At 56.9% G+C, this 21,401-nt stretch carries 16 protein-coding genes; 15 read left to right on the plus strand and 1 reads right to left on the minus strand.

The window, feature by feature from the left end; all coding sequences use genetic code 11:
• Positions 1 to 161: 161 nt before the first annotated feature.
• Positions 162 to 1,046, minus strand: a complete 885-nt coding sequence (locus tag KI367_RS14060) for a carbohydrate ABC transporter permease (protein ID WP_036706498.1) — start codon at positions 1,044 to 1,046, stop codon at positions 162 to 164.
• Positions 1,047 to 1,367: 321 nt separating this feature from the next.
• Between KI367_RS14060 and KI367_RS14065 the strand changes: the two genes are divergently transcribed.
• The 15 genes from KI367_RS14065 (at position 1,368) to KI367_RS14135 (ending at position 21,235) form a co-directional block, all read left to right on the plus strand.
• The gene (locus KI367_RS14065) at positions 1,368 to 2,306 is read left to right on the plus strand and encodes an ABC transporter permease (protein WP_212950418.1); all 939 of its coding nucleotides are present in this window, start codon (positions 1,368 to 1,370) and stop codon (positions 2,304 to 2,306) included.
• A gap of 47 nt (positions 2,307 to 2,353) precedes the next feature.
• Positions 2,354 to 3,871, plus strand: coding sequence for an extracellular solute-binding protein (locus tag KI367_RS14070; protein WP_212950393.1), 1,518 nt, complete (start codon positions 2,354 to 2,356; stop codon positions 3,869 to 3,871).
• Between the two features lie 79 nt (positions 3,872 to 3,950).
• Positions 3,951 to 5,075 carry a glycoside hydrolase family 88/105 protein gene (locus tag KI367_RS14075; protein ID WP_212950395.1) on the plus strand — a complete coding sequence of 375 codons (1,125 nt, stop codon included), beginning with the start codon at positions 3,951 to 3,953 and terminating at the stop codon, positions 5,073 to 5,075.
• A gap of 70 nt (positions 5,076 to 5,145) precedes the next feature.
• Positions 5,146 to 6,516, plus strand: coding sequence for a glycoside hydrolase family 28 protein (locus KI367_RS14080; RefSeq protein WP_212950397.1), 1,371 nt, complete (start codon positions 5,146 to 5,148; stop codon positions 6,514 to 6,516).
• 80 nt (positions 6,517 to 6,596) lie between these two features.
• Positions 6,597 to 7,580, plus strand: a complete 984-nt coding sequence (locus KI367_RS14085; protein WP_212950398.1) for a pectinesterase family protein — start codon at positions 6,597 to 6,599, stop codon at positions 7,578 to 7,580.
• Positions 7,571 to 9,157: a glycoside hydrolase family 43 protein gene (locus KI367_RS14090; protein WP_212950400.1), complete on the plus strand. Its 1,587-nt coding sequence runs from the start codon at positions 7,571 to 7,573 to the stop codon at positions 9,155 to 9,157. Before KI367_RS14085 ends, KI367_RS14090 begins: the two co-directional genes overlap by 10 nt.
• Before the next feature lie 309 nt (positions 9,158 to 9,466).
• Positions 9,467 to 10,294 carry a C40 family peptidase gene (locus tag KI367_RS14095; protein ID WP_212950402.1) on the plus strand — a complete coding sequence of 276 codons (828 nt, stop codon included), beginning with the start codon at positions 9,467 to 9,469 and terminating at the stop codon, positions 10,292 to 10,294.
• Between the two features lie 513 nt (positions 10,295 to 10,807).
• Complete coding sequence (locus tag KI367_RS14100; protein WP_036706504.1) at positions 10,808 to 11,770, plus strand: ABC transporter permease; 963 nt, start codon at positions 10,808 to 10,810, stop codon at positions 11,768 to 11,770.
• A gap of 16 nt (positions 11,771 to 11,786) precedes the next feature.
• Positions 11,787 to 12,695: a carbohydrate ABC transporter permease gene (locus KI367_RS14105; protein WP_036706506.1), complete on the plus strand. Its 909-nt coding sequence runs from the start codon at positions 11,787 to 11,789 to the stop codon at positions 12,693 to 12,695.
• Positions 12,696 to 12,741: 46 nt separating this feature from the next.
• Positions 12,742 to 14,352 (plus strand): extracellular solute-binding protein, encoded by a 1,611-nt coding sequence (locus tag KI367_RS14110; protein WP_212950404.1) that lies wholly within the window; start codon positions 12,742 to 12,744, stop codon positions 14,350 to 14,352.
• Positions 14,353 to 14,482: 130 nt separating this feature from the next.
• Positions 14,483 to 16,783, plus strand: a complete 2,301-nt coding sequence (locus tag KI367_RS14115; RefSeq protein WP_246536917.1) for a glycoside hydrolase family 3 N-terminal domain-containing protein — start codon at positions 14,483 to 14,485, stop codon at positions 16,781 to 16,783.
• A 97-nt stretch (positions 16,784 to 16,880) separates the two neighbouring features.
• On the plus strand, positions 16,881 to 18,242 hold the full coding sequence (locus tag KI367_RS14120; RefSeq protein ID WP_212950406.1) for a sulfatase family protein: 1,362 nt from the start codon (positions 16,881 to 16,883) through the stop codon (positions 18,240 to 18,242).
• 199 nt (positions 18,243 to 18,441) lie between these two features.
• A complete protein-coding gene (locus tag KI367_RS14125; protein ID WP_246536920.1) occupies positions 18,442 to 18,996 on the plus strand; it encodes a TetR/AcrR family transcriptional regulator in 555 nt (184 codons plus the stop codon).
• A 201-nt stretch (positions 18,997 to 19,197) separates the two neighbouring features.
• A complete protein-coding gene (locus KI367_RS14130; RefSeq protein ID WP_212950408.1) occupies positions 19,198 to 20,610 on the plus strand; it encodes an MFS transporter in 1,413 nt (470 codons plus the stop codon).
• Between the two features lie 70 nt (positions 20,611 to 20,680).
• Positions 20,681 to 21,235 (plus strand): NADPH-dependent FMN reductase, encoded by a 555-nt coding sequence (locus KI367_RS14135; protein ID WP_036706513.1) that lies wholly within the window; start codon positions 20,681 to 20,683, stop codon positions 21,233 to 21,235.
• Positions 21,236 to 21,401 lie beyond the last annotated feature (166 nt).

A 21,401-nucleotide genomic window follows, 5' to 3' on the forward strand; every position in this document is an offset into this window, starting at 1 on the left:
CTGCGGGGAAACAAGACTTTTTTGGGTTGCGAACGTTCGGAGTCAGGGCAAAGGCCCCACACGGGTGGGGCCCTTCGGAAAAGACCGGGCGCGTTGCCATGCCGGCCGCTTCCGATCCATGCCCGTAAACCGGACGGCCGGATCGATGCATCAGGCTTGCGTCATCCCTTGACCGATCCGAGCAGCGCGCCTTTGACGAAATGCTTTTGCACGAACGGGTAAGCGACGAGCATCGGCACGGTGGCGATCACGATGACGGCCATTTTGATCGTCTGCGCAGGGGGGACGACGTCGACCGACGTGCTTTCGGCCTGCATGCCGCTCGAGACGATGACGATCTGGCGCAGCAGCACCTGGATCGGCCATTTGGCGGAATCGGTGATGTACAGGATGGCGTTCATGTACGTATTCCAATACGCTACGCCGTAGAACAGCGAGATCGTCGCGATGGAAGGCAGCGCCAGGGGAAGCATGATTTTGAAAAATACCCCGAAGTCGTTGCAGCCGTCCATTTTGGCCGATTCCTCGAGGCTGTCCGGCAGCGCCTGAAAGAAGTTCCGCATAATGATGAGGTTAAAGGCGTTGATCGCGACCGGAAGGACAAGCGACCAATAGGAGTCGATCAGCCCAAGGCTTTTGACGACGAGGAACGTCGGGATCATGCCGCCGCTGAACAGCATGGAAAACACGACGATGAAGTTGATCGCGTTTCTTCCATATAAATATTTGCGGGAGAGGCCGTACGCCATCAGCGCGGTCAAGGCCATGCTCACCACCGTGCCGATGAGCGTCACGCCGATCGAAACGGCCAAGCTTTTAAAGATGGTCGGCGTCGACAAAATGTACCGGTATGCATCCAGCGAAAACGTGGTCGGAAACAAAATGAATTTTTTGGCCACCACTTCCTGCGTCGACGCAAACGAACTGGCGATCACGTTCACGAAAGGCAGCAGGCAGGCGAGCGCGATCAATATCAATAACGTGGAGTTCACAACCGTAAATGCGATGCTGCCTGCGGATTGTTTTTTTCTAAGGGATCGTGCCATAAGTTTGTCCTCCTTGTAGTCGGTTTCATGGACACTTTATCAAGCCGGAAGGGTTACGTATATAATCAAATGCTAAGGTCTTGCCGGGACGGTAAACGACGGTCGAACCGGGCCGGAATTGCGGCATAATCATTATGTTGCATCGCGATCATCAGATGAGGTGAACCGGCCGGAAACCGCATAACCGCGCCGTTTTGCAATCGCTATCATGAAATGATTATGTACGGAATGCCGAAAAGACCTTAAGCTGAACAACGTAGACGTCAACATGCAGACAAGGAGGTCGACTCGGTGAAGGATTCAAGTACCGCCGCAGTGAACATGAACATGAAAGCCGCCAAAAAGGAGCGGCCGGCGCGAATGCGTCTCGAAAGCCTGAAACGGAACAAGCTGCTGTACCTCATGATTTTGCCCGGCGTGCTTTACTTCATTATTTTTAAATATTTGCCGATGGGCGGGCTTGTGATCGCGTTTCAGGATTATCAGCCTTACCAAGGCATTACAGGCAGCCCCTGGGTGGGATTCAAACATTTTATCCGTTTGTTTACGGAACCGACGTTTTTTATGCTGCTGAGCAACACGCTGATTTTGTTTGCGCTGAACATCGTCATTTTTTTTCCGCTTCCGATCATCTTGGCGCTCATGCTGAACGAAGTCCGGCACAAGCTGTTTAAAAACGCGGTCCAGACGATCATTTACATTCCGCATTTTATGTCGTGGGTCATCATCGTTTCCATTACTTACGTGTTCCTGACCGTGGACGGCGGGGTGTTCAACGAGATGCTCGCCGCGCTCGGGCTGCCGAAAATCAGCTTCCTGACTTCTCCCGAATGGCTGCGGACCGTATATATCGGACAAGTCATTTGGAAAGAGCTCGGCTGGTCCACCATCATTTATTTGGCGGCGATCACGGTCGTGGACACCCAGCTGTACGAGGCCGCCGAGATGGACGGCGCGGGACGGCTGCGCAAAACATGGCATGTCACGCTGCCGGCCATCCGTCCGGTCATCATTACGCTTCTGATTTTAAAAATCGGCAGCACGCTCGATTTGGGCTTTGAACATATGTACCTGCTGCTTAATTCCCTCAACCGCGAGGTCGCCGAAATTTTCGACACCTACATTTATACCGCCGGTCTGAAAAACGGCCAGCTCAGCTTCAGCACCACCGTAGGCCTTTTCAAAGGGCTGGTAGGGTTGATCCTGGTCATGCTCTCCAACCGGCTCGCCAAAAAATTCGGGGAAGACGGCGTCTATTGATCATGCGGGCGGGATGTTCTCAATCTTTTGAAAAAGGGGAAATGAAGATGAAAAAAATGGTCAAAAAAATGGCCGCGCTTGCGATCTGCTCCGCGCTGGTGCTGACGGCATGCGGCGAGAAAGAAAAAGCGGCGGGGGGGACGACCGGAAGCGGCTCCGACGCAAACGCGAAAACAAGCATCACCTGGCTGAACATTTTGCATACGGCTTCGCCGCCGACGGACACGATCATTAAAAAGATCGAAGAAAAAACGAACGCCGAGGTCAAATTCTCCTGGATCCCGGACGCATCCAAAGAAGAACGCATCAACACGTCGCTGGCTTCGGATTCCCTGGCGGACATCGTCACCTTGACCATTCTTGACAACTCTTCCGTCCGCAATGCGCTGAAATCGGGCATGTTCTGGGAAGTCGAGCCGTATCTCAACGAGTTCCCGAACCTGGCCAAAATTTCCGAGGATACGCGCAGATCCGCTTCCATCGCCGGCAAGTTGTACGGCATCCCGTTCCAGAAGGATTTGGCCCGCAACGGCGTCGTGATCCGGAAGGACTGGCTGGATAAGGTCGGACTGCCCGTGCCGAAAACGCTGGATGAGCTGATGGAAGTCGCGAAAGCGTTTACCGAAAAAGATCCCGACGGCAACGGCAAAAACGATACGACCGGCTTCATGGACCGCAGCGACCTCGTGTACGGCGCATTCAAAACGCTCGGCTCCTACATGGGCGTTCCGAACTACTGGAAAGTGAGCGAAGACGGCAAAATGACGCCGGAATTCGATACCGAAGAATACGTCAAAACGATGGATTACATGAAAAAGCTGTACGACAACGGCTACATCAACCAGGACTTTGCCGTGACGGCGAAAACCGACCAGCAGCAAAAATTCGCGCAGGGCAAAGCCGGCATCTACGTGGGAGCGTTGTTTGACAGCAAAAACCTGAAAAACATGGCCAAAGGCGTCCAGGACAACATGGAGCTCGTGCTCGCCAACAACATTACGCCGACCGGCAGCGAATCCGAGCGCCATATTTGGGCGGGCAACAACGGCATCGGCGGCCTGCTGGCCTTCCCGAAATCGGAAGTGAAGGACGAAGCGGAGCTGAAGCGGGTGCTGAAATTCGTCAACGACTTGATGGATGACGATATGTACGCCCTGATGACGTACGGCATCAAAGACGTTCACTACAAAGTGGACGAAAACGATGCGGCTACGATCATCAACCAGGATTTGTGGCAGCAGGAAGTGCAGCCGTTTGCGTCTTCCCGGCCGAACGAAACCGGCTACAAAATCCACGACTCCGATCCGCTGAAGGCCGAATCCGACAAGCTGATCAAGGAAAACGCAAAATACGCGGTGCTGAACCCGGCTTATTCGCTCGAATCGGAAACCTATTCGACGCAGGGCTCCGAGCTGCAAAAAATCATCACCGACGCCACTTACAAATACATTCTCGGCAAAATCGACCTGAACGGGTTCAAGGACGCCGTCGAGAACTGGAAAAAATCCGGCGGCAGCAAAATCATCGCCGAATACGAAGAAGCTTACAAAGCCGCCAAAAAGTAACGAATGAAAACCATAACAAAAATAGGGTCCTATCCGCCTAACCCGGGGTTAGGACCTGTTTATTCCGCAGGAGGTCATCATGGAACATACGAGCTGGGCCGCGCGTACGGCAAAATCGATCATGGAACGAACGCCGAAGCTGCATGAAGACAAAGGTTACGGGGGCAAATGGTCATACGATTACGGCGTGGTGCTAAAAGGGTTCGAGCTGCTTTGGCGCCAAACCGGCGACCGTGCGTATTATCGATTCATTCAGGACAACATGGACGATTTCATTCAGGAAGACGGCACGATCCGGGGGTACCGCCTGGACGAATACAACATCGACCATATCAACAACGGAAAGCTGCTGTTCGTCCTGCATGCCGAAACGAAGCAGGATAAATACAAAAAAGCGGCGGAGCTCCTCCGAAATCAGCTGCGCTCGCATCCGCGGACGTCCGAAGGCGCGTTCTGGCACAAGCAAATCTATCCTTATCAAATCTGGCTCGACGGGTTGTACATGGGCTCCCCTTTTTATCTCGAATATTTGCTTGCGTTCGAGGACGGGGAAGGCCTCGGCGACGTCACGAAGCAGTTCATCCTTTGCGAGCGGCATACGAAAGATGCGAAAACGGGCCTCCTGTTCCATGCATGGGACGAAAAAAGGGTGCAGCCTTGGTGCGATCCGGAGACGGGGCTGTCCGCAAACTTCTGGGGCCGTTCCTTGGGCTGGTTCGTCATGGCGCTGGTCGATGTGCTCGCCCTGCTGCCGGTGCAGCATGCCGATTATCAGGAGCTTGTCCGCATCCTGAACGATACGCTGGCGGCCATCCGCAAATTCCAGGATTCCGAAAGCGGCGTATGGTACCAGGTGGTGGACCAGGGGGGCCGCAAGGGCAATTATTTGGAAGCGTCGGCTTCCAGCATGTTCACGTATGCCATGGCCAAAGGCATCCGTCTGGGCGTGCTGGACGACGGCTGGAGGGAGACGCTCGATCAAGCGTACCGGGGGCTGATCGCCGAATTCGTGCTGGAAACGAAGGAAGGCTGGGTCAACCTGAACAAAAACTGCCAGGTCGCAGGCCTCGGCGGCGCCGACAAGCGGGACGGCACGTACGCTTATTACATCAGCGAGCCGATCGTGACGAACGACCAAAAAGGACTGGGCGCGTTTTTGCAGGCCTGCGCCGAATACGAAGCGCTGCCTCGCGCGGAGGCGTGATCGCCGCATGGAAGTGGCTGAACCGGCGGCATCCGGCCGCCGAAGCTTCAGCACAACGAGAGGAGCTGACATGCACATGCACAACATTATCGACTACGGCGCGCACCGCAACAGCCCGGAGCCGTCGACGGAGGCGATCCGCGCCGCCATCGCCGCGGCAAGCGCGGCCGGCGGCGGCACCGTATACGTGCCGGCGGGAACCTTCCGCACGGGAGCGATTTTTCTGAAGGATCATATCGAGCTGCGTCTGAGCCCGGGGGCGGTGCTTTCCTTCACGACCGATCCGGGCGATTATCCTGCCGTGGAATCCCGCTGGGAAGGCGTCCGGCGCCAGGTCCACGCCTCCTGCATTTTCGGCAAAGACCTCGTCAACGTATCGATCACCGGCAGCGGGACGCTGGAAGGCAACGGCCAGGCGTGGTGGGATCTGTTCCGCAACCGGCGGCAGGAGCTTGAATACCCGCGGCCCAAGCTGATCAGCTTCGACGGCTGCTCCCGGGTGACGATCAAGGACGTCATGCTGCGGAATTCCCCCAGCTGGACGATCAACCCGATCCGCTGCAACGACGTAACGATCGACAACGTTTCGATCTGGAATCCGGCCGATTCGCCGAACACCGACGGCATCGATCCGGAATCCTGCAGCAACGTGCGCATCAGCAACTGCCATATCGACGTCGGGGACGACTGCATCGCCATCAAATCCGGAACCGAAGACACGAAGGAGCGCGTTCCGTGCGAAAACATCGCGATCGCAAACTGCACGATGATCCACGGCCATGGCGGGGTGGTGTTGGGGAGCGAAATGAGCGGGGACATTCGGAACGTCGCCATCACGAACTGCATCTTCAAGCAGACCGACCGCGGCATCCGCCTCAAGTCGAGACGGGGCCGCGGCGGGACCGTCGAGGACGTCCGGGTGAGCAATATCGTGATGGAAGACGTCATATGCCCGTTTATCATGAACCTGTATTATTTCTGCGGTCCGCGCGGCAAGGACAAATACGTGTGGGATAAGCGTCCTTACCCGGTAACGGAGGAAACGCCGACGTTCCGGCGGATCCATTTTGCGAACATTACGGCACGGAACGTCCATGCGGCAGCCGGTTTCCTGTACGGTTTGGCCGAGCGTTACGTTTCCGAGGTGACCTTCACGGATATCGACGTTTCAATGGCTGAACAGGCCATTCCGGGCAAGCCGGCCATGATGGCGGGAATCGAGGACATGAACAACCGGGGCTTTTACCTGGGCAACGTCCGGGACGTGCAGTTCCGCCACGTGACGGTCGAAAATCACGAAGGTCCGGCGTTTTATATCGAAAACGGGGACAACGTCGAGGTGTCCGGCTGCCGCTCGCGAAACACCCGCAAGCCGGAAAAGCTGGTGGAGCAGGTCACGGCGGCACCGCCGGAGCCGGAACTTAGCGAAACCGAAACGTAGGACGGACGGCTTTGCCGGAAGACGGGGACAACGGCAGAAGCGCTCGTTGAAAAGGCCCAAAGAAAGGACGGCCATGCGGCATGCTGGTTGGAAAAGAGAGCTTTTGCGATTTTCATACGATCCGGGAAGCGGTAGACGCGCTGGAACGGATGCCTGGCGAGCGGCAGGAGACGCTGTACATCCTGTCCGGCGTCTATGAGGAGGCGGTCCGGATTTACCGCTCGAACCTGCGCATCGTCGGCATCGGGCGCGTGGAGCTGACGATGAACCGTTACGCCAAACAATGGGGCGAAACGGGAGAAGAGATCGGAACCTTTGCGACGCCGACCTTGTTTTTGGGCGGCAGGCGGCTGCTGCTGGAAAATCTCATCGTAACCAATGCGGCGGGGCAGGGAGACGGCATCGGGCAGGCCGTTGCGGTATCCGCCTATTGCGACGAAGCCGTGTTCCGGCACTGCACCTTCAAAGGCCATCAGGATACGCTGTTTACCGGGCCGCTGCCCCCGGCGCCCAAGCATGGGGGCTCCTTTGGCGGCATCCCGTTAAAAGAGCGCCATGACCGCTGCCGCCAGCTGTACCAGTACTGCCGGATCGAAGGCACCGTCGATTTTATTTTCGGCGGAGCGACCGCCTTTTTCGAGCGGTGCGAGATTCGCAGCTTGGCCCATGCGAAGCGGGGGAGCCGGGGGTACGTGACGGCGGCTTCGACGCCGCCGGGAGCGGAGCACGGCTACGTGTTCCGGGATTGCGCGTTGACGGCGGAACCCGGGGTGACGGGCGTGTATCTGGGCCGTCCGTGGAGGGCGCATGCCAAAACGGATTTCGTCAGCTGCAAGCTGGGCGGGCATATCGTTCCCGAAGGCTGGCATAACTGGGACAATCCCGCCAACGAAACGACGGTCCGCTACCGGGAATTCGGGGTTCATGACGCCAAAACGCTGCGGGAGCGGCGGGTGCCATGGGCGTTGTGCACCGGTTCGCTTGATGCGGCCCCGGATAAAAAAGACGTGTTCCTAGGCACGGATTTCTGGATTCAGGGAGGAGAGAACGGAACATGGCAGTAACGACGGAAAGAGGCGTGATCAAAAATCCGATTTTGAAAGGATTTAATCCGGACCCGTGCATTTTGCGCGTGGACGACATGTATTATATCGCGGTATCTTCTTTTGAATGGCTTCCGGGGATCAGGGTGTACCGGTCCCGGGATTTGGCCTCCTGGGAGCATTTCACCGACCTGCTTACGGACCAGGTCGACTTGCGGGGCAATCCGAAAAACTGCAGCATCTGGGCGCCGCAGCTCAGCTACAGCGACGGCCTTTTTTACCTGTTGTACACCGACGTGAAAAGCACGAAACGCCCGTTTAAGGATGCGCATAACTATTTGATCACCGCAAGCTCGCTCGAAGGGCCTTGGTCCGAACCGGTGTACCTGAACAGCAGCGGCTTCGATCCTTCGTTGTTCCACGACGAGGACGGGCGGAAATGGCTGCTCAACGCCTTATGGGATTACCGCATCACGGAAGGAAACAAATCGAGCGGCATCGTCATTCAGGAATATGATCCCGGGCAGCGGCGGCTTGTGGGCAAACCGCATAAGCTGTTCGACTGCACCTGGCTGAAAAAGACGGAAGCGCCCCACATTTACAAACGAGGCGGATATTATTACCTGATTACGGCCGAAGGCGGAACGGGGGCCGGACACGCGGTGACGGTGGCGCGGTCGAAGGAATTGCTCGGCCCATACGAAGTGGACCCGCTCAATCCGATGCTGACCTCGCGCGAGCGGCCGGAGCTGGCGCTGCAATGCGCAGGGCACGGCAGCCTCGTGCAGACGCCCGCAGGCGAATGGTACATGGCCCATCTATGCACGCGTCCGGTCGAAGGCCAATACGCCATTTTGGGACGGGAAACCGCGCTTCAGCAAGTGTATTGGGACGACGCAGGCTGGCTGCGCCTGACCGGAGGCGGCAGCGCGCCGCGCACGGAGGTGCCGGCTCCCCAAGGCGTGAAGGTGCCGGAGCGGACGGAACGGCATATTTTTGAGGACGCTTTTGATGGCGAGCGGTTGAACAAAACGTGGAATACCCTTCGGATCCTGGCGGATGAAAGCTGGTGTTCCCAGCGCGAGCGCCCCGGATATCTGCGGATCCGCGCCGGGGAGTCTCCGCAAAGCCTGTTCCGCCAGCATATGGTGGCGATCCGGCAAACCGACGTCCGTTTTCGCGCCGAAACCGCGTTCGAATTTGCGCCGGAAAGTTATTTGCAAATGGCCGGGCTGATGCTATACCTTAATGAAGACAATTATTTGTACGCTTATGCCACCCATGAAGAAGGACAGGGGAAGGTGCTGCGGATGATGCGCTGCGCGGCGGACGAATTCGCCCTTTTGCCGGTACTTGTTCCGGTTCCGGACGAGTCGGTCCAGCTGTCGGTGGAAGCGGAGGGCACGAATGCGCGGTTTTATTACCGGGCCGGTGCCGGCGAAGAAGATTGGCAGCCGCTGCATGGGGCGACCGACATCGGCTTCCTGAGCGGAGGTTTTACGGGGAACTTTATAGGGATTGCGGTCCACGATATGCAGCAGTTCCAAGGCATACACGCCGATTTTTCCCATTTCCGTTACGAAGGAAGAGATGAATAAAAGCTTTTGCCTTGTTGTTGGCGGCCTATGCGGTCAGCGACGACAAACGGCGTTTACGGTCAACGGATCGTGGCGCCGTTTTTTTATGTTTACAAAATCGTAATTATTCCTGTGAAACCATTTTCAAGGAGAAAAAAGGACTTACGACCTATATTTAACCATAATTTGGCGTCATTTTTTGTGAAATATTGACCATGTTCCAACGTCCAAGCTCTGACATAATGGTGAACAGTACAACGCAAACAATGCCTGAGGCAACGTTATAACCTAAATGTTACAAAAATGTAATCTTTTCAAGGAGGAAACAACATGATCAACATCAAGAAAAGCATTCTCGGCTGTTTTGCGGTATCGGCCGCAATCTCGGCAGCTTTCCTGCTTCCAACCCCATCCCATGCGGCGGAGGCTTCGGCCGTAGTCCAATCGGCAGCCAAGGTTCAGACCGGCTTGGTTCAAGCTTCGGTCCGATTAAGGGACAAGCCTTCCCTCTCCAGCCATGTTCTCGGTTATTTGAAGCGCGGGGAGCGGGTGACGATTTTGGCCCAAAGCACGCCGTATTATTACAAGGTCAAAACGTCGTCCGGCGAGGTCGGTTACACCAGCGCTTCCGGCAAGTACATCCAAGTGGCCGCAGGTTCGGCGGGACCGTCGAAACCGGATGGAAACACGGCGGCGCCGAAACCTTCCCAGAACGCATCGGCAGCCATCGAGAAGGTCATCCAGACGGGCATGAAATATTTGGGCACGCCGTATGAATTCGGCTCCAACCGGAATACGACGACGACCTTCGACTGCTCCGATTTCCTCCGCCAAATTTTCAAGGAAGGGGCCGGACTGGTGCTTCCTGCCGATTCCCGCCAGCAGGGAGCCTGGATCAAAGAAAAAAGCACGCCGGTTTATGACGTGGGCGGCCTGAAGCGCGGCGACATCCTCTTTTTCATGAGCTACAGAGGCTCCAGCAGCGCGGCGTACCAAGGCATCGATAAATCCAGCCAGCGGATCACGCATGTCGCGATGTACCTGGGGAACGGCAAGCTTCTGCACACCTATTCGCAAAAGGCGGGCGGCGTCGTGGTGACGGACTTTACGAACTCCTGGAAGTACCGCTTTTTATATGGCGGCAGCGTGCTGAAATAAGGGACGATCCAAGCGGATCAGTGACCGTGTCTGATCGGTCCGATATCGGGTCGGAAGCCCGGGCGAAGACACGCCGGAAACGGCGTGTCTTTTTTGCGCCGGTCAGGATCAGGAGCAAGGCAGGGGCCCCGTTTCGATCCGGGACGATCTATCTTCCTTAAGCGTCAATAAAAAAACCGTCATACGCCTGTAAGCGTATACATGGCGTTTTTGATGTCAGCTTAAACGGGGCGCTGTCAAGGGTTGTGCGCCCATTGTCATTTTTGCGGTCGGGAGCTCAAAAGGGCGTAAATCCAAGCAAAAATGACATATTTACGCCTGACAACGACGTTTGGAGTCCGGCACGAATTTAGGAGCGGAGCGCGTTTTTGCCCCTTTGCAAAAATGGCATATTTACGAGTCCCGCGGGGTCGGATATCTTTGGGGTTGTAAGCGCTGTCAGCCCGCCGGGGCATGTAGTCCGGGAAGGAGCGGGCAGCCAAAACGTTCATCAGTGGATGAGGGAGTGGTTCTATGCAGGATACGAAAACGGCCATCCCGCTGGGAGCGGTACCGAAACGCAAAACATCCGGCAAAGGCGTCTGGAAAAGAATCGTCCAGAACTGGGAATTGTACATCTTTATCGCGCCGGCGTTTCTGTACTTTCTCATTTTCTCCTACGGGCCGATGTACGGCATCCAAATCGCGTTCAAAAACTTCATTCCCACCAAAGGGATCACGGGCAGCCCGTGGGTCGGATTCGACCATTTCATTCGTTTTTTCCATTCGTATTATTTTTGGGATTTGTTGTGGAACACGCTGAGCATCAGCTTGTACGAACTCGCCGTCGGATTTCCGATTCCGATCATTCTGGCGCTTGCGTTTAACGAGGTCAGAAACGGCTTTTTCAAAAAGCTGGCCCAAACGGTCACGTACGCGCCGCATTTCATTTCGGTCGTCGTCATGGCCGGGATGATCATCTCGTTCCTGTCCCCTTCGACGGGCATCGTCGTTCATGTCATTGAAGGGCTCGGCCTTCAAGCGCCTGACTTTTTGACGGATCCGAGATGGTTCAAAACGATGTACGTGTTATCGGGCGTGTGGCAAAGCGCGGGTTGGGGCACGATCATTTATTTGGCAGCGCTTTCCGGCGTGGACCCGGGGCTTCACGAAGCGGCGATCATCGACGGGGCTTCGCGGTTTCAGCGCATCCGCCATATCAACATCCCGACGCTCATCCCGACGATGACGATCCTGCTGATTCTCAATATGGGAAGTTTGCTTGGGGTCGGCTTCGAAAAGATACTGCTTTTGCAAAATCCGCTCAACATGAGTTCTTCCGACGTCATCTCGACGTTCGTGTACCGTTCGGGGCTCGTGGATGCCCAATACAGCTTCTCGACGGCCATCGGCTTGTTTAATTCCGTGATCAACTGCGTGCTGCTGATCGTCGTGAATCAAATCGTGCGCCGGACGAGCGAAAACAGCTTGTGGTAGAAAGGAGGATGCGCGGATGCTTTCGGGCGTAAAAGAAACCAAACGCGACAAGGCGTTTCTCGTCTGCAACTACATTTACGTTTTTTTGGCCTTTGCGATCGTGTTTTATCCGCTGGTGTATATGATCAGCGCATCGATCAGCGATCCGAAGTTCGTCGGTTCCGGGGAAATGTGGCTGTGGCCGAAAGGCATCACTTTTGAAGGCTACAAACGGGTGTTTGAAAATTCGAACATTTGGAACGGATACGCGAACACTATTTTATATACGGCGGTAGGGACCGCCATCAACCTAGTGGTTACGCTGCCGGCAGCTTATGCGCTGAGCCGCAGGGATTTCGTCGGCCGCAACTTCTTTATGGGCATGTTCATGGTGACGATGTTTTTCGGCGGCGGGCTGGTACCGACCTACCTGCTGGTGAAGCAGCTCGGCATGATCAACACGATGTGGGCGATCGTCATTCCGTCTGCGGCATCGATTTGGAACATCATCGTGTCCCGCACGTTTTTCCAGAGCTCGATTCCGAAGGAGCTGCAGGAGGCCGCGCAAATCGACGGCTGTACCAACATGCGGCTGTTCGTGAAGATCATCCTGCCGCTGTCGATGCCGATCATTGCGGTCATGGCGCTGTTTTACGGCGTGGGCAACTGGAACAGCTATTTCTCGGCGCTTATTTATTTGAACGATTCGGCCAAATATCCGCTGCAGCTCGTCCTGCGCCAAATCCTCGTGTTGCAGGAGATGGCGGCCCAGGGCGGCGGGGCGATCGACGCCTCGACGGCCGCGGCGATGAACAGCAAAGCCGAGATTGCCGCGCTGGTGAAATACGCGGTCATCATCGTGGCCACCGTGCCGGTCATCGTCATTTATCCTTTCCTTCAGCGTTATTTCGTGCAAGGTGTCATGATCGGTTCCGTCAAGGGCTGATCTTGCCATATATCAATAACTTACATTGAAAAAGGGAGTTGTTGTCATGAACAAGATTCGCAAGGCTTCATCCATTGCGCTCTGCCTCGCGGTGTCCGTCAGCCTGTTGGCGGCGTGCGGTTCCAAAGAAGGAGCGGGAGAAAAAGGCTCAGCGTCCCCGTCAGCGGCCGAAGGCGTCAAAAAAGAAGGCTTCCCGATCGTTGACAAACCGATTACGCTCAAGGTGATGTCCCAGGATGCGGGGAAAGCGGACTGGAACCAGATGCCCGTCTTGAAAGAAATGGAGAAACTGACCGGCATTCACCTGGAGCCCCAGCTTTCGCCGATCGACAGCTTCGCCACGAAGAAAAACCTGATGTTCGCGAGCGGCGATCTGCCGGATATGCTGTACGCCGCCGACCTGAAGCCGTCGGAGCAGGTAACCTACGGTACGCAGGGCATCCTGCTGCCGCTTGAAAAATACATCGACGAAGGATACGCGCCCAACATTAAAAAAATACTCGACGAGCATCCGGACGTGCGCAAATCCTTCACGACGCCGGACGGACATATGTATGCGCTTCCGTTCATCGATACGGCCGCCGTTTGGTACCGCAGCCCGATGTGGTACAACGGCAAATTCCTGAAAGCCTTGAACGTCACCGAACTGCCGAAGACGACCGACGAGCTGTACGCGTTCCTGAAACGCGTCAAGGAGGAGGACCCGAACGGCAACGGCAAAAAGGATGAAATTCCGCTGACTTCCGTCAAGCTGGACGACCTGCGCATGTACTTCTTCGGCTTCTGGGGCATGTACGACGAAAAAATTTACGCCGACAAAGACGGGAAAGTGCATTATTCTCCACAGGAAGAAGGCTACAAAGGATATTTGACGTTCATGAACAAGCTGTGGAAGGAAGACCTGCTGGACCACGAAACGTTCTCGCAAACGCCTGACCAGAAAAAGGCGAAAGGGCAGGACAACCGAATCGCATTGTTTAACGACTATTATCCTTACTTTACGCTCGGCGGCGAGCCAAGCGGGGACAACCCGCTCATGACGCCGGTGAAAAGCGAAATTCCGGGCACGCCGGTCTACGGCAAACATCCGGGCATGTCCGCCAACGGCACCTTTGCGATCACGAACAAAAACCCGAATCCGGAAGCGACCATGCGCTGGATCGACTACCTGTACGGCTATGAAGGTTCCACGCTCTTCAACCAGGGACCTGAAGGCACGCTGTGGAAATATAAAGACAAGGAAAACCACGTCAAGGAATGGCTGCCGGTTCCGGGCGGCGGCGACCGCGAGGAATACCGCGGAACGATTACGCCGAACTTCGGCATTTTGACGCCGGGCATCAACGATCCGGAAGTCACGAAAGGGCTGCGGACCGACTTTGACGCCTGGATCGATAAAGAAAACGCCGAAAAACTCGTGCCGATCGGCAAAACGCCGTTCCCTAACGTATACTTGACGAACGAGGAACAGTCGGAAGCTTCCGCATTGTTCTCCGACCTGGATACGTACGTGCAGCAGATGGAGGCGAAATTCGTCACCGGGCAAGTGCCGCTGTCCGATTGGGACAGCTACGTGGCGCAGCTGAAGAAAATGGGGGCCGACCGCATCGTCGAGCTGTACCAGGGAGCATACGACCGCTGGAACTCCGGAAAATAACTTGAAGTTCCAAGCCGCAATAGCCAACAACTCCGGCGTTTTCGCCGGGGGTTGGCTATTGCCTTTATTGTTTCATCGAACGATTGCATGCCGGGAAAACCGGATATGTCACGGAGGAGGAGCACGACCGGTGAATTACAAAGACGCATCTTTAAGCATCGAAGCCAGAACGGAGCATCTGCTCGGTTTGATGACGCTGCAGGAAAAAGTAGGGCAGCTCGTGCAGCTGTTCGGCTGGAAAGTGTACGAACGAAACGGCGGGCAAATTACGTTGACCGAGTCGTTTAAAGAGGAAGCGGCCCAAGGCAAAATCGGTTCGCTTTACGGCGTGCTGCGCGCCGATCCGTGGACGGAGGTCACCCTGGAGACGGGACTCTCCCCGCGGGAGGGGGCGGAAACGATGAACGCCATCCAGCGTTGCGCGATAGAGCATTCGCGGCTCGGCATCCCGATCCTGTTCGGGGAGGAATGCTCCCACGGCCATATGGCGATCGGGGCCACCGTCTTTCCGGTTCCGTTGTCGCTGGCCAGCGCATGGAACCTGGAGCTGTACGAGCGGGTATGCCGGGCGATCGCGCTTGAGACGCGCAGCCAGGGCGGGGCGGCGACGTATTCCCCGGTGCTGGATGTCGTCCGCGATCCGCGCTGGGGCCGCACCGAGGAAACGTACGGGGAAGATCCTTACCTGGCCTCGGCCATGGCGGAAGCGGCCGTCAGGGGGCTGCAGGGGGAACGCCTGGACGCGGATGACAGCGTCGTCGCTACCCTGAAGCATTTTGCGGGCTACGGCAGCTCCGAGGGCGGGCGCAACAGCGCGCCGGTGCATATGGGGCTTCGGGAGCTGCACGAGGTGGATTTGAAGCCGTTTCGGGCGGCCGTCCGGGCCGGAGCGAAGTCGGTCATGACGGCGTACAACGAAATCGACGGCATCCCGTGCACGTCGGATCCGTATTTGCTGACGGACGTGCTGCGGAAGCAGTGGGGCTTCGACGGGTTCGTCATCACGGACTGCGGGGCGATCAACATGCTCGTATGGGGACATGATACGGCGGCAAGTCCGGAAGAAGCGGCCGCGGCCGCGCTGAAGGCCGGCGTCGACATGGAAATGTCGGGGGACATGTTCCGGGCCCATCTGGAGCAGGCGGTGCTGAACGGGCGCGTGGACATGGCGGTCCTGGATGAGGCGGTATCCCGCATTTTGCGCATCAAATTCGAGCTCGGATTGTTCGAGCGGCCGTACGTGGACCCGGAGCGCGCGGCCCGGATCATCGGCAGCCGCGAACATGCCGCTTTGGCCCGCCAGGCGGCTCTTGAAGGCATCGTGCTGCTGAAAAACAAGGATCGCCTGCTGCCGTTAAGCAAGGATGGCGCCGGCAAAATCGCCGTCATCGGACCGAATGCGGACAACATGTACAACCAGCTTGGGGATTACACGTCCCCGCAGCCCCGGCAAAACGTCTCCACCGTTCTGGACGGCGTCCGGAACCGGTTGGCGCATGCGCCGGAGCGCGTGCTTTACGCGCCGGGATGCAGAATCAAGGATGACAGCCGGGAAGGGTTCGACACGGCGGTCGAAACGGCGGCAAAAGCCGACGTGGTCGTGCTGGTGCTCGGCGGTTCGAGCGCGCGCGATTTCGGGGAGGGCACGATCGACCTGCGCACCGGCGCATCGATCGTCACGGACAGCCCGCACAGCGACATGGACTGCGGGGAAGGGATCGACCGCGCCACGCTTGCGCTGTCGGGCGTGCAAAGAGAGCTTGCGCAAGAAATCGCAAAGCTGGGCAAGCCGCTGGTCGTCGTGTACATCAATGGACGGCCGGTTGCGGAGCCGTGGATCGACGAACGCGCCGATGCGATCCTGGAAGCATGGTATCCGGGCCAGGAAGGCGGGGGCGCCCTTGCCGACCTGCTGTTCGGCGATGCCAATCCTTCGGGCCGGCTGACCGTATCGATTCCGAAGGATGTCGGCCAGCTGCCCGTCCGTTACAACGGAAAAAGAACGACCGGAAGACGTTACCTTGAAACCGATACGAAACCAAGCTATCCGTTCGGGTACGGGCTCAGCTATACCGAATTCGAATACGGGCCGTTGTCCCTTTCGGACTCCGAAATCGCGGCAAACGGGAGTACCCGGGCAACGGTCTGCATAACGAATAAAGGCGGCCGGGCAGGAGCCGAAACCGTGCAGCTTTACATCGGCGACAAAGTCAGCTCGGTAACCCGGCCCGCAAAAGAGCTCAAGGGATTCGCCAAAGTGTTCCTTGCGCCGGGCGAAACCCGGGAAGTGACGTTCGAGATCGGAGCGGAGCAGCTTTCTTTCGTGGGAAGGAACTTGGAGGAAACCGTTGAGGAAGGCGAATTCGACGTTATGGTCGGCCCTCATTCGGCGGATGTTCAGACCGTTTTATTGCGGGTCAGAGGAGTGTAGGACGAACACCGAAGCGCTGCCGTGGACTCGGCAGGATACCGTTAATGACGCTTTGAAAACGGAAGGACGCTTTTTCAAAAAGGAGGGATGCTGCAACATGAAAAAACCAAACGTCGTTTTTATCATTTCCGACGATCACCGTTACGAAGCCATCCGGTCTTCAGGCAACGGCGTCATCCAAACGCCGACCTTGGACGCGTTGTCGGGAGAAGGCACGGCGCTTGAAGGAATGCATATTTTCGGGGGACTGACGGGGGCGGTCTGTGCGCCGAGCCGGGCTTGCGTCAACACGGGCCGGCCCATCTTCCGCTCGATGGTCGGAAGCGACGTCAGCGTCTGGGAGCACTCCGTGAACATACGCCCTGACGTTCCGCTGATGCCGCAAACGTTCCGGGCGGACGGATACCATACCTATGCCGTCGGCAAGTGGCATAACGACAAGGGGAGCTTTGCCCGGAGTTTCGCCGGGGGAGACAAACTGTTTTTCTACGGCATGAGCGACCATGACCGCGTTCCGGTTCAGCCGTTTGATCCCGAAGGCAGCTACCCGCAGGAACGCGAACAGGTTTGCGAGACGTTCTCCACCGAGCTGTTTACGAACGCGGCCGTCGATTTTATCCGGGAATACGATCGCGAGCAGCCTTTTTATCTGTATCTCGCTTATACCGCCCCGCATGATCCCCGTACCGCGCCCGAGCCGTATGCGGGAATGTACGATCCGGAGACGATCCCGCTGCCCGCCAATTTCTTGGAGCGCCATCCGTTTGACGCGGGGGATATGGAGGTGCGGGACGAAAAGCTGGCGCGGCTCCCGCGGGACGAAGCGGAAATCCGCCGCCATATCGCCGATTATTATGCGATGATCACCCATATGGACGCCCATATCGGGCGCGTCGTCTCCGCGCTGAAGGACAAAGGGATCTACGAGGATACGATCATCGTGTATACGGCGGATCACGGCTTGTCGATCGGCCAGCACGGGTTGATGGGCAAGCAGAACGTTTATGACCACAGCATTCGGATTCCGTTCATTCTGCGGGGACCGGGCGTTCCGCAAGGACGGCGGATTCCGGCGCTGGCCAGCAACATCGACATGTTTCCGACGCTGGCGGAGCTATGCGGGCTCCGGATGCCTGCCGGTGCGGGCGGGGTGAGCCTGGTTCCCCTGCTCGAAGGCCGGGAGCGTCTCCGTCCTGTAGTCTGCACGGCATACCGCGATGTGCAGCGGATGGCCAAGGACAGCAAATGGAAGCTTATCCGCTATTACCGTTCGCCGGTGACCGATACCGGAACGGACCGGATCCAGCTGTTCGATTTGGAGGCCGACCCTTGGGAAACGAACGACGTTTCAGGCGACCCCGCGAATGCCCCGCACATCCGGCGGCTGGCGGAAGAACTGCAGCGCTGGATGGAGGAATACGGCGATTTCATGCAGGAGAGGCCCGTTTTGCCGAACTAAACAACGAAGCCGGTTTCGAAGCCGGCAATCGATTTGTCCCCGCAAATGATCCTTGATGCAAGGAAAATAGGCGGGGCTTTTTTTATGGCCATTGACACTTGGAACATCTTGGGATAGACTATGACTGTCAGTACGCACTGTCACGATGGCTGAAGGAGATGAAGCGACATTGGAAAACGCACTGTGCAACCGGGACAAAATGCTGCTTTCCGCCATCGAACTGATTGCGGAAAAGGGATATAAAGGGGTGACCACCCAAGAAATCGCCGCGGCCGCCGGCGTCAGCGAAAAAACGCTGTTTCGCCATTTCGGCTCCAAGCGGAACCTGGTCGACGAAGCTTTTGAACGTTTCCATTATTCCGGGGAAATGTCGAAGCTGTTTCAAGAGAAGATTACGTGGAATTTGCACGCCGATCTGCTGCTCATTGCGCGGACATACCACGAGATGATGAGCCGCAACCGGAAAATGATTTGGATCAGCATCAAGGACGAAGCGCATCTTCCGGGAATCCGGCAGCAAACGCAGCAGCACCCGCGGCGGCTGATGGAGTTTTTGACGCAATATTTCGTGGCCATGTCCGAAAAGGGGAAGCTGGTCCGGACGAATCCGGAGCTTCAGGCGATGTCCTTTTTGATGATGCATTTCGGCGCATTTTTGAATGAGCTGGAAAAAGACGAAAACTTCCCCGGCATAACGCTGGATGCGTTTATCGAGGAAAGCGTCCATATTTTTGCGAAAGCGTTGACCCCGTGACCTTTTCGCGCGGCCTTCCCGGGCATGGTCCCGCTCGCGGAACGGATTTGCGGAAAGAGGTCCCACCGTATGTTTTTTCGGGGCAATGGGATGATCGGGTTCCAACCGTTCGGAAACCTAGAACTACGTCTTCACGACGTTTTTCTTTTGCTGTACATGTCAGTAAGCACTGACGGACACTTTTGGAGGAGGATGAGAGATATGGAGGAAGAAGCCCGGCAAAACCAGGCCATGAAGCTGATCCGTTTATTGGCCTGCACCTTGATCATATCCGTCATGAGCGCGGGGATGTTCAACATCGTGCTTCCGCAAATCCGGGAGCAGTTCCATTTGACCCTTTCGCAGGTCAGCTGGATGACGTCCGTCTATACGCTCATTTATGCGATCGGGACGGTGATTTACGGCAAGCTGGCGGACCGGTACCGGCTGAAGCAGCTGCTTACGGCAGGCCTGCTCGTGTTCGCCGCCGGTTCCGTGCTGGGGCTCTGTTCCGCGACATTCGGCATGGTCATATTCGGCAGGGCGCTTCAGGCGGCAGGGGCGGCCGTCATCCCGGCAACGGCGACGCTGATCCCCGTCCGATATTTCCCCGTGGAAAAAAGGGGAACGGCCATGGGCATGTCGGCGGTAGGGCTGGCGATCGGCAATGCGCTGAGCCCGGTCGTATCGGCGCTCGTGTCCAGCGTGGCGGACTGGCGCTGGCTGTTTTGCATCCCGCTGCTGACGCTGCTTTTGTTGCCCTGGTACCGCAAATATTTGAACGACGAGCCGGGAACGGCGGCAGGGGTCGATTGGCCGGGAGCCATTCTGCTCGGCGCGGGAGTAGGCATGCTGCTGTTCGGCTTGTCGGAAGATTCGTGGCTGCTTATGGCAGGAGGCGCCGCCGCGTTTACCCTGTTCGGGCTCCGGATCAAATCGGCTGAGGCGCCTTTCATTCAGCCGCAGCTTTTAAAGAATAAAAGCTACATGGTTTACTCGGCTGGCACCTTCCTGATGACGGGCATTTCATATTCGCTGATCTTTTTGAGCCCGCTGCTGCTGGCGGAAGAGCAGCGGCTGTCGTCCGGATGGATCGGGCTCGCCCTTGTGCCTGCAGCCTTATGCTCGGCGCTGCTGGGGAAAAAGGGAGGCAAACTTGCCGATACGCGGGGCGTGTCGTTCGTGTTCCATATCGCCTCCGTCCTGCTGCTGTCCTGCTTTGCCTTGATGTCGGTCTTCACGGGGGCACCGCCGGCGGCCATCGCCCTGATTTTGGTGCTGGGCAACGTCGGCCAAACCTTCATGAACATTGCGCTCGCCAGCTCGGCGTCCAAAACGCTTCCCAAGTCGCAAACGGGCGTCGGCATGGGCATGTTTTCCATGATGAATTTCATCTCGGGGAGCGTCGCCGTAGCCATTAACGGCAAATTCATGGACCTGGGCTCAAGCCGCGTCTGGAATCCGCTGAGCTTCGGCACCGGCGGCGGGGGATATATCTATTCGAATATATTCCTGGTGCTTGCGGCCGCGCATGCCGTGCTGCTGATCGCAGGTCATTGGTATTCGAAAAGGGAGAGCCGCTCCGGCATCAAGCCGGCAGGTGCGCCGGCAGCACAGCCGCAGGGAAAGGCATAACAGGCTCCAATGACGCGATTCACCTATGTATTTAGAACCATTATCCAATAAAAACAGGGAGGAAAAACACATGTTGAACATTGCCATCATTATCGGAAGCACGCGCCCGGGGCGCCACGGAAAGGCCGTAGCGGATTGGGCGTACGACATCGCCAAACGGCGGGAGGACGCCAGGTTCGAAATCGTCGACATTGCCGATTATAACCTGCCGCTGCTGGATGAGCCGATGGGGGCGGCATCGGGCCAATACACGAAACCCCATACGATCGCTTGGTCGGAAAAAATCAAATCGTTTGACGGCTACGTTTTCCTTGCTCCGGAATATAACCATGCCATTTCGGGAGCGCTCAAAAACGCCATCGATTATTTATATTACGAATGGAACAACAAAGCGGCCGGCATCGTCGGTTACGGCGGCGGCGGCGTGCGGGCCGCGGAAAACCTGCGCCTCATCGCCGGCGAGCTCATGCTGGCCGTCGTCCGCGCGCAGGTAGGATTGACTTTTCATGGCGATTTCGAAAACTATACCGTGTTCAAACCGGCGCCGCATCAGGAAGGGGTTTTGAATACGATGCTGGATCAGGTCATCGCCTGGAGCGGCGCGCTGAAAACGCTGCGGGAATAATTGCGCATAAGAAAGAGGAAACACGCCGGACACGGCGTGTTTTTGTTTTAGGCTTTAGCCAGTTGAGCTCGCGAAGCGTGCGAAACAAAAAACCACCCGCTATGCGGGTGGAGGGAACGAGGGTTTGACCAACAAGACCATCCCGATAAAATTGAGATGTTCAGGC

This window comes from Paenibacillus cookii (assembly GCF_018333375.1).
GTDB classification, from domain to species: domain Bacteria; phylum Bacillota; class Bacilli; order Paenibacillales; family Paenibacillaceae; genus Paenibacillus_AQ; species Paenibacillus_AQ cookii.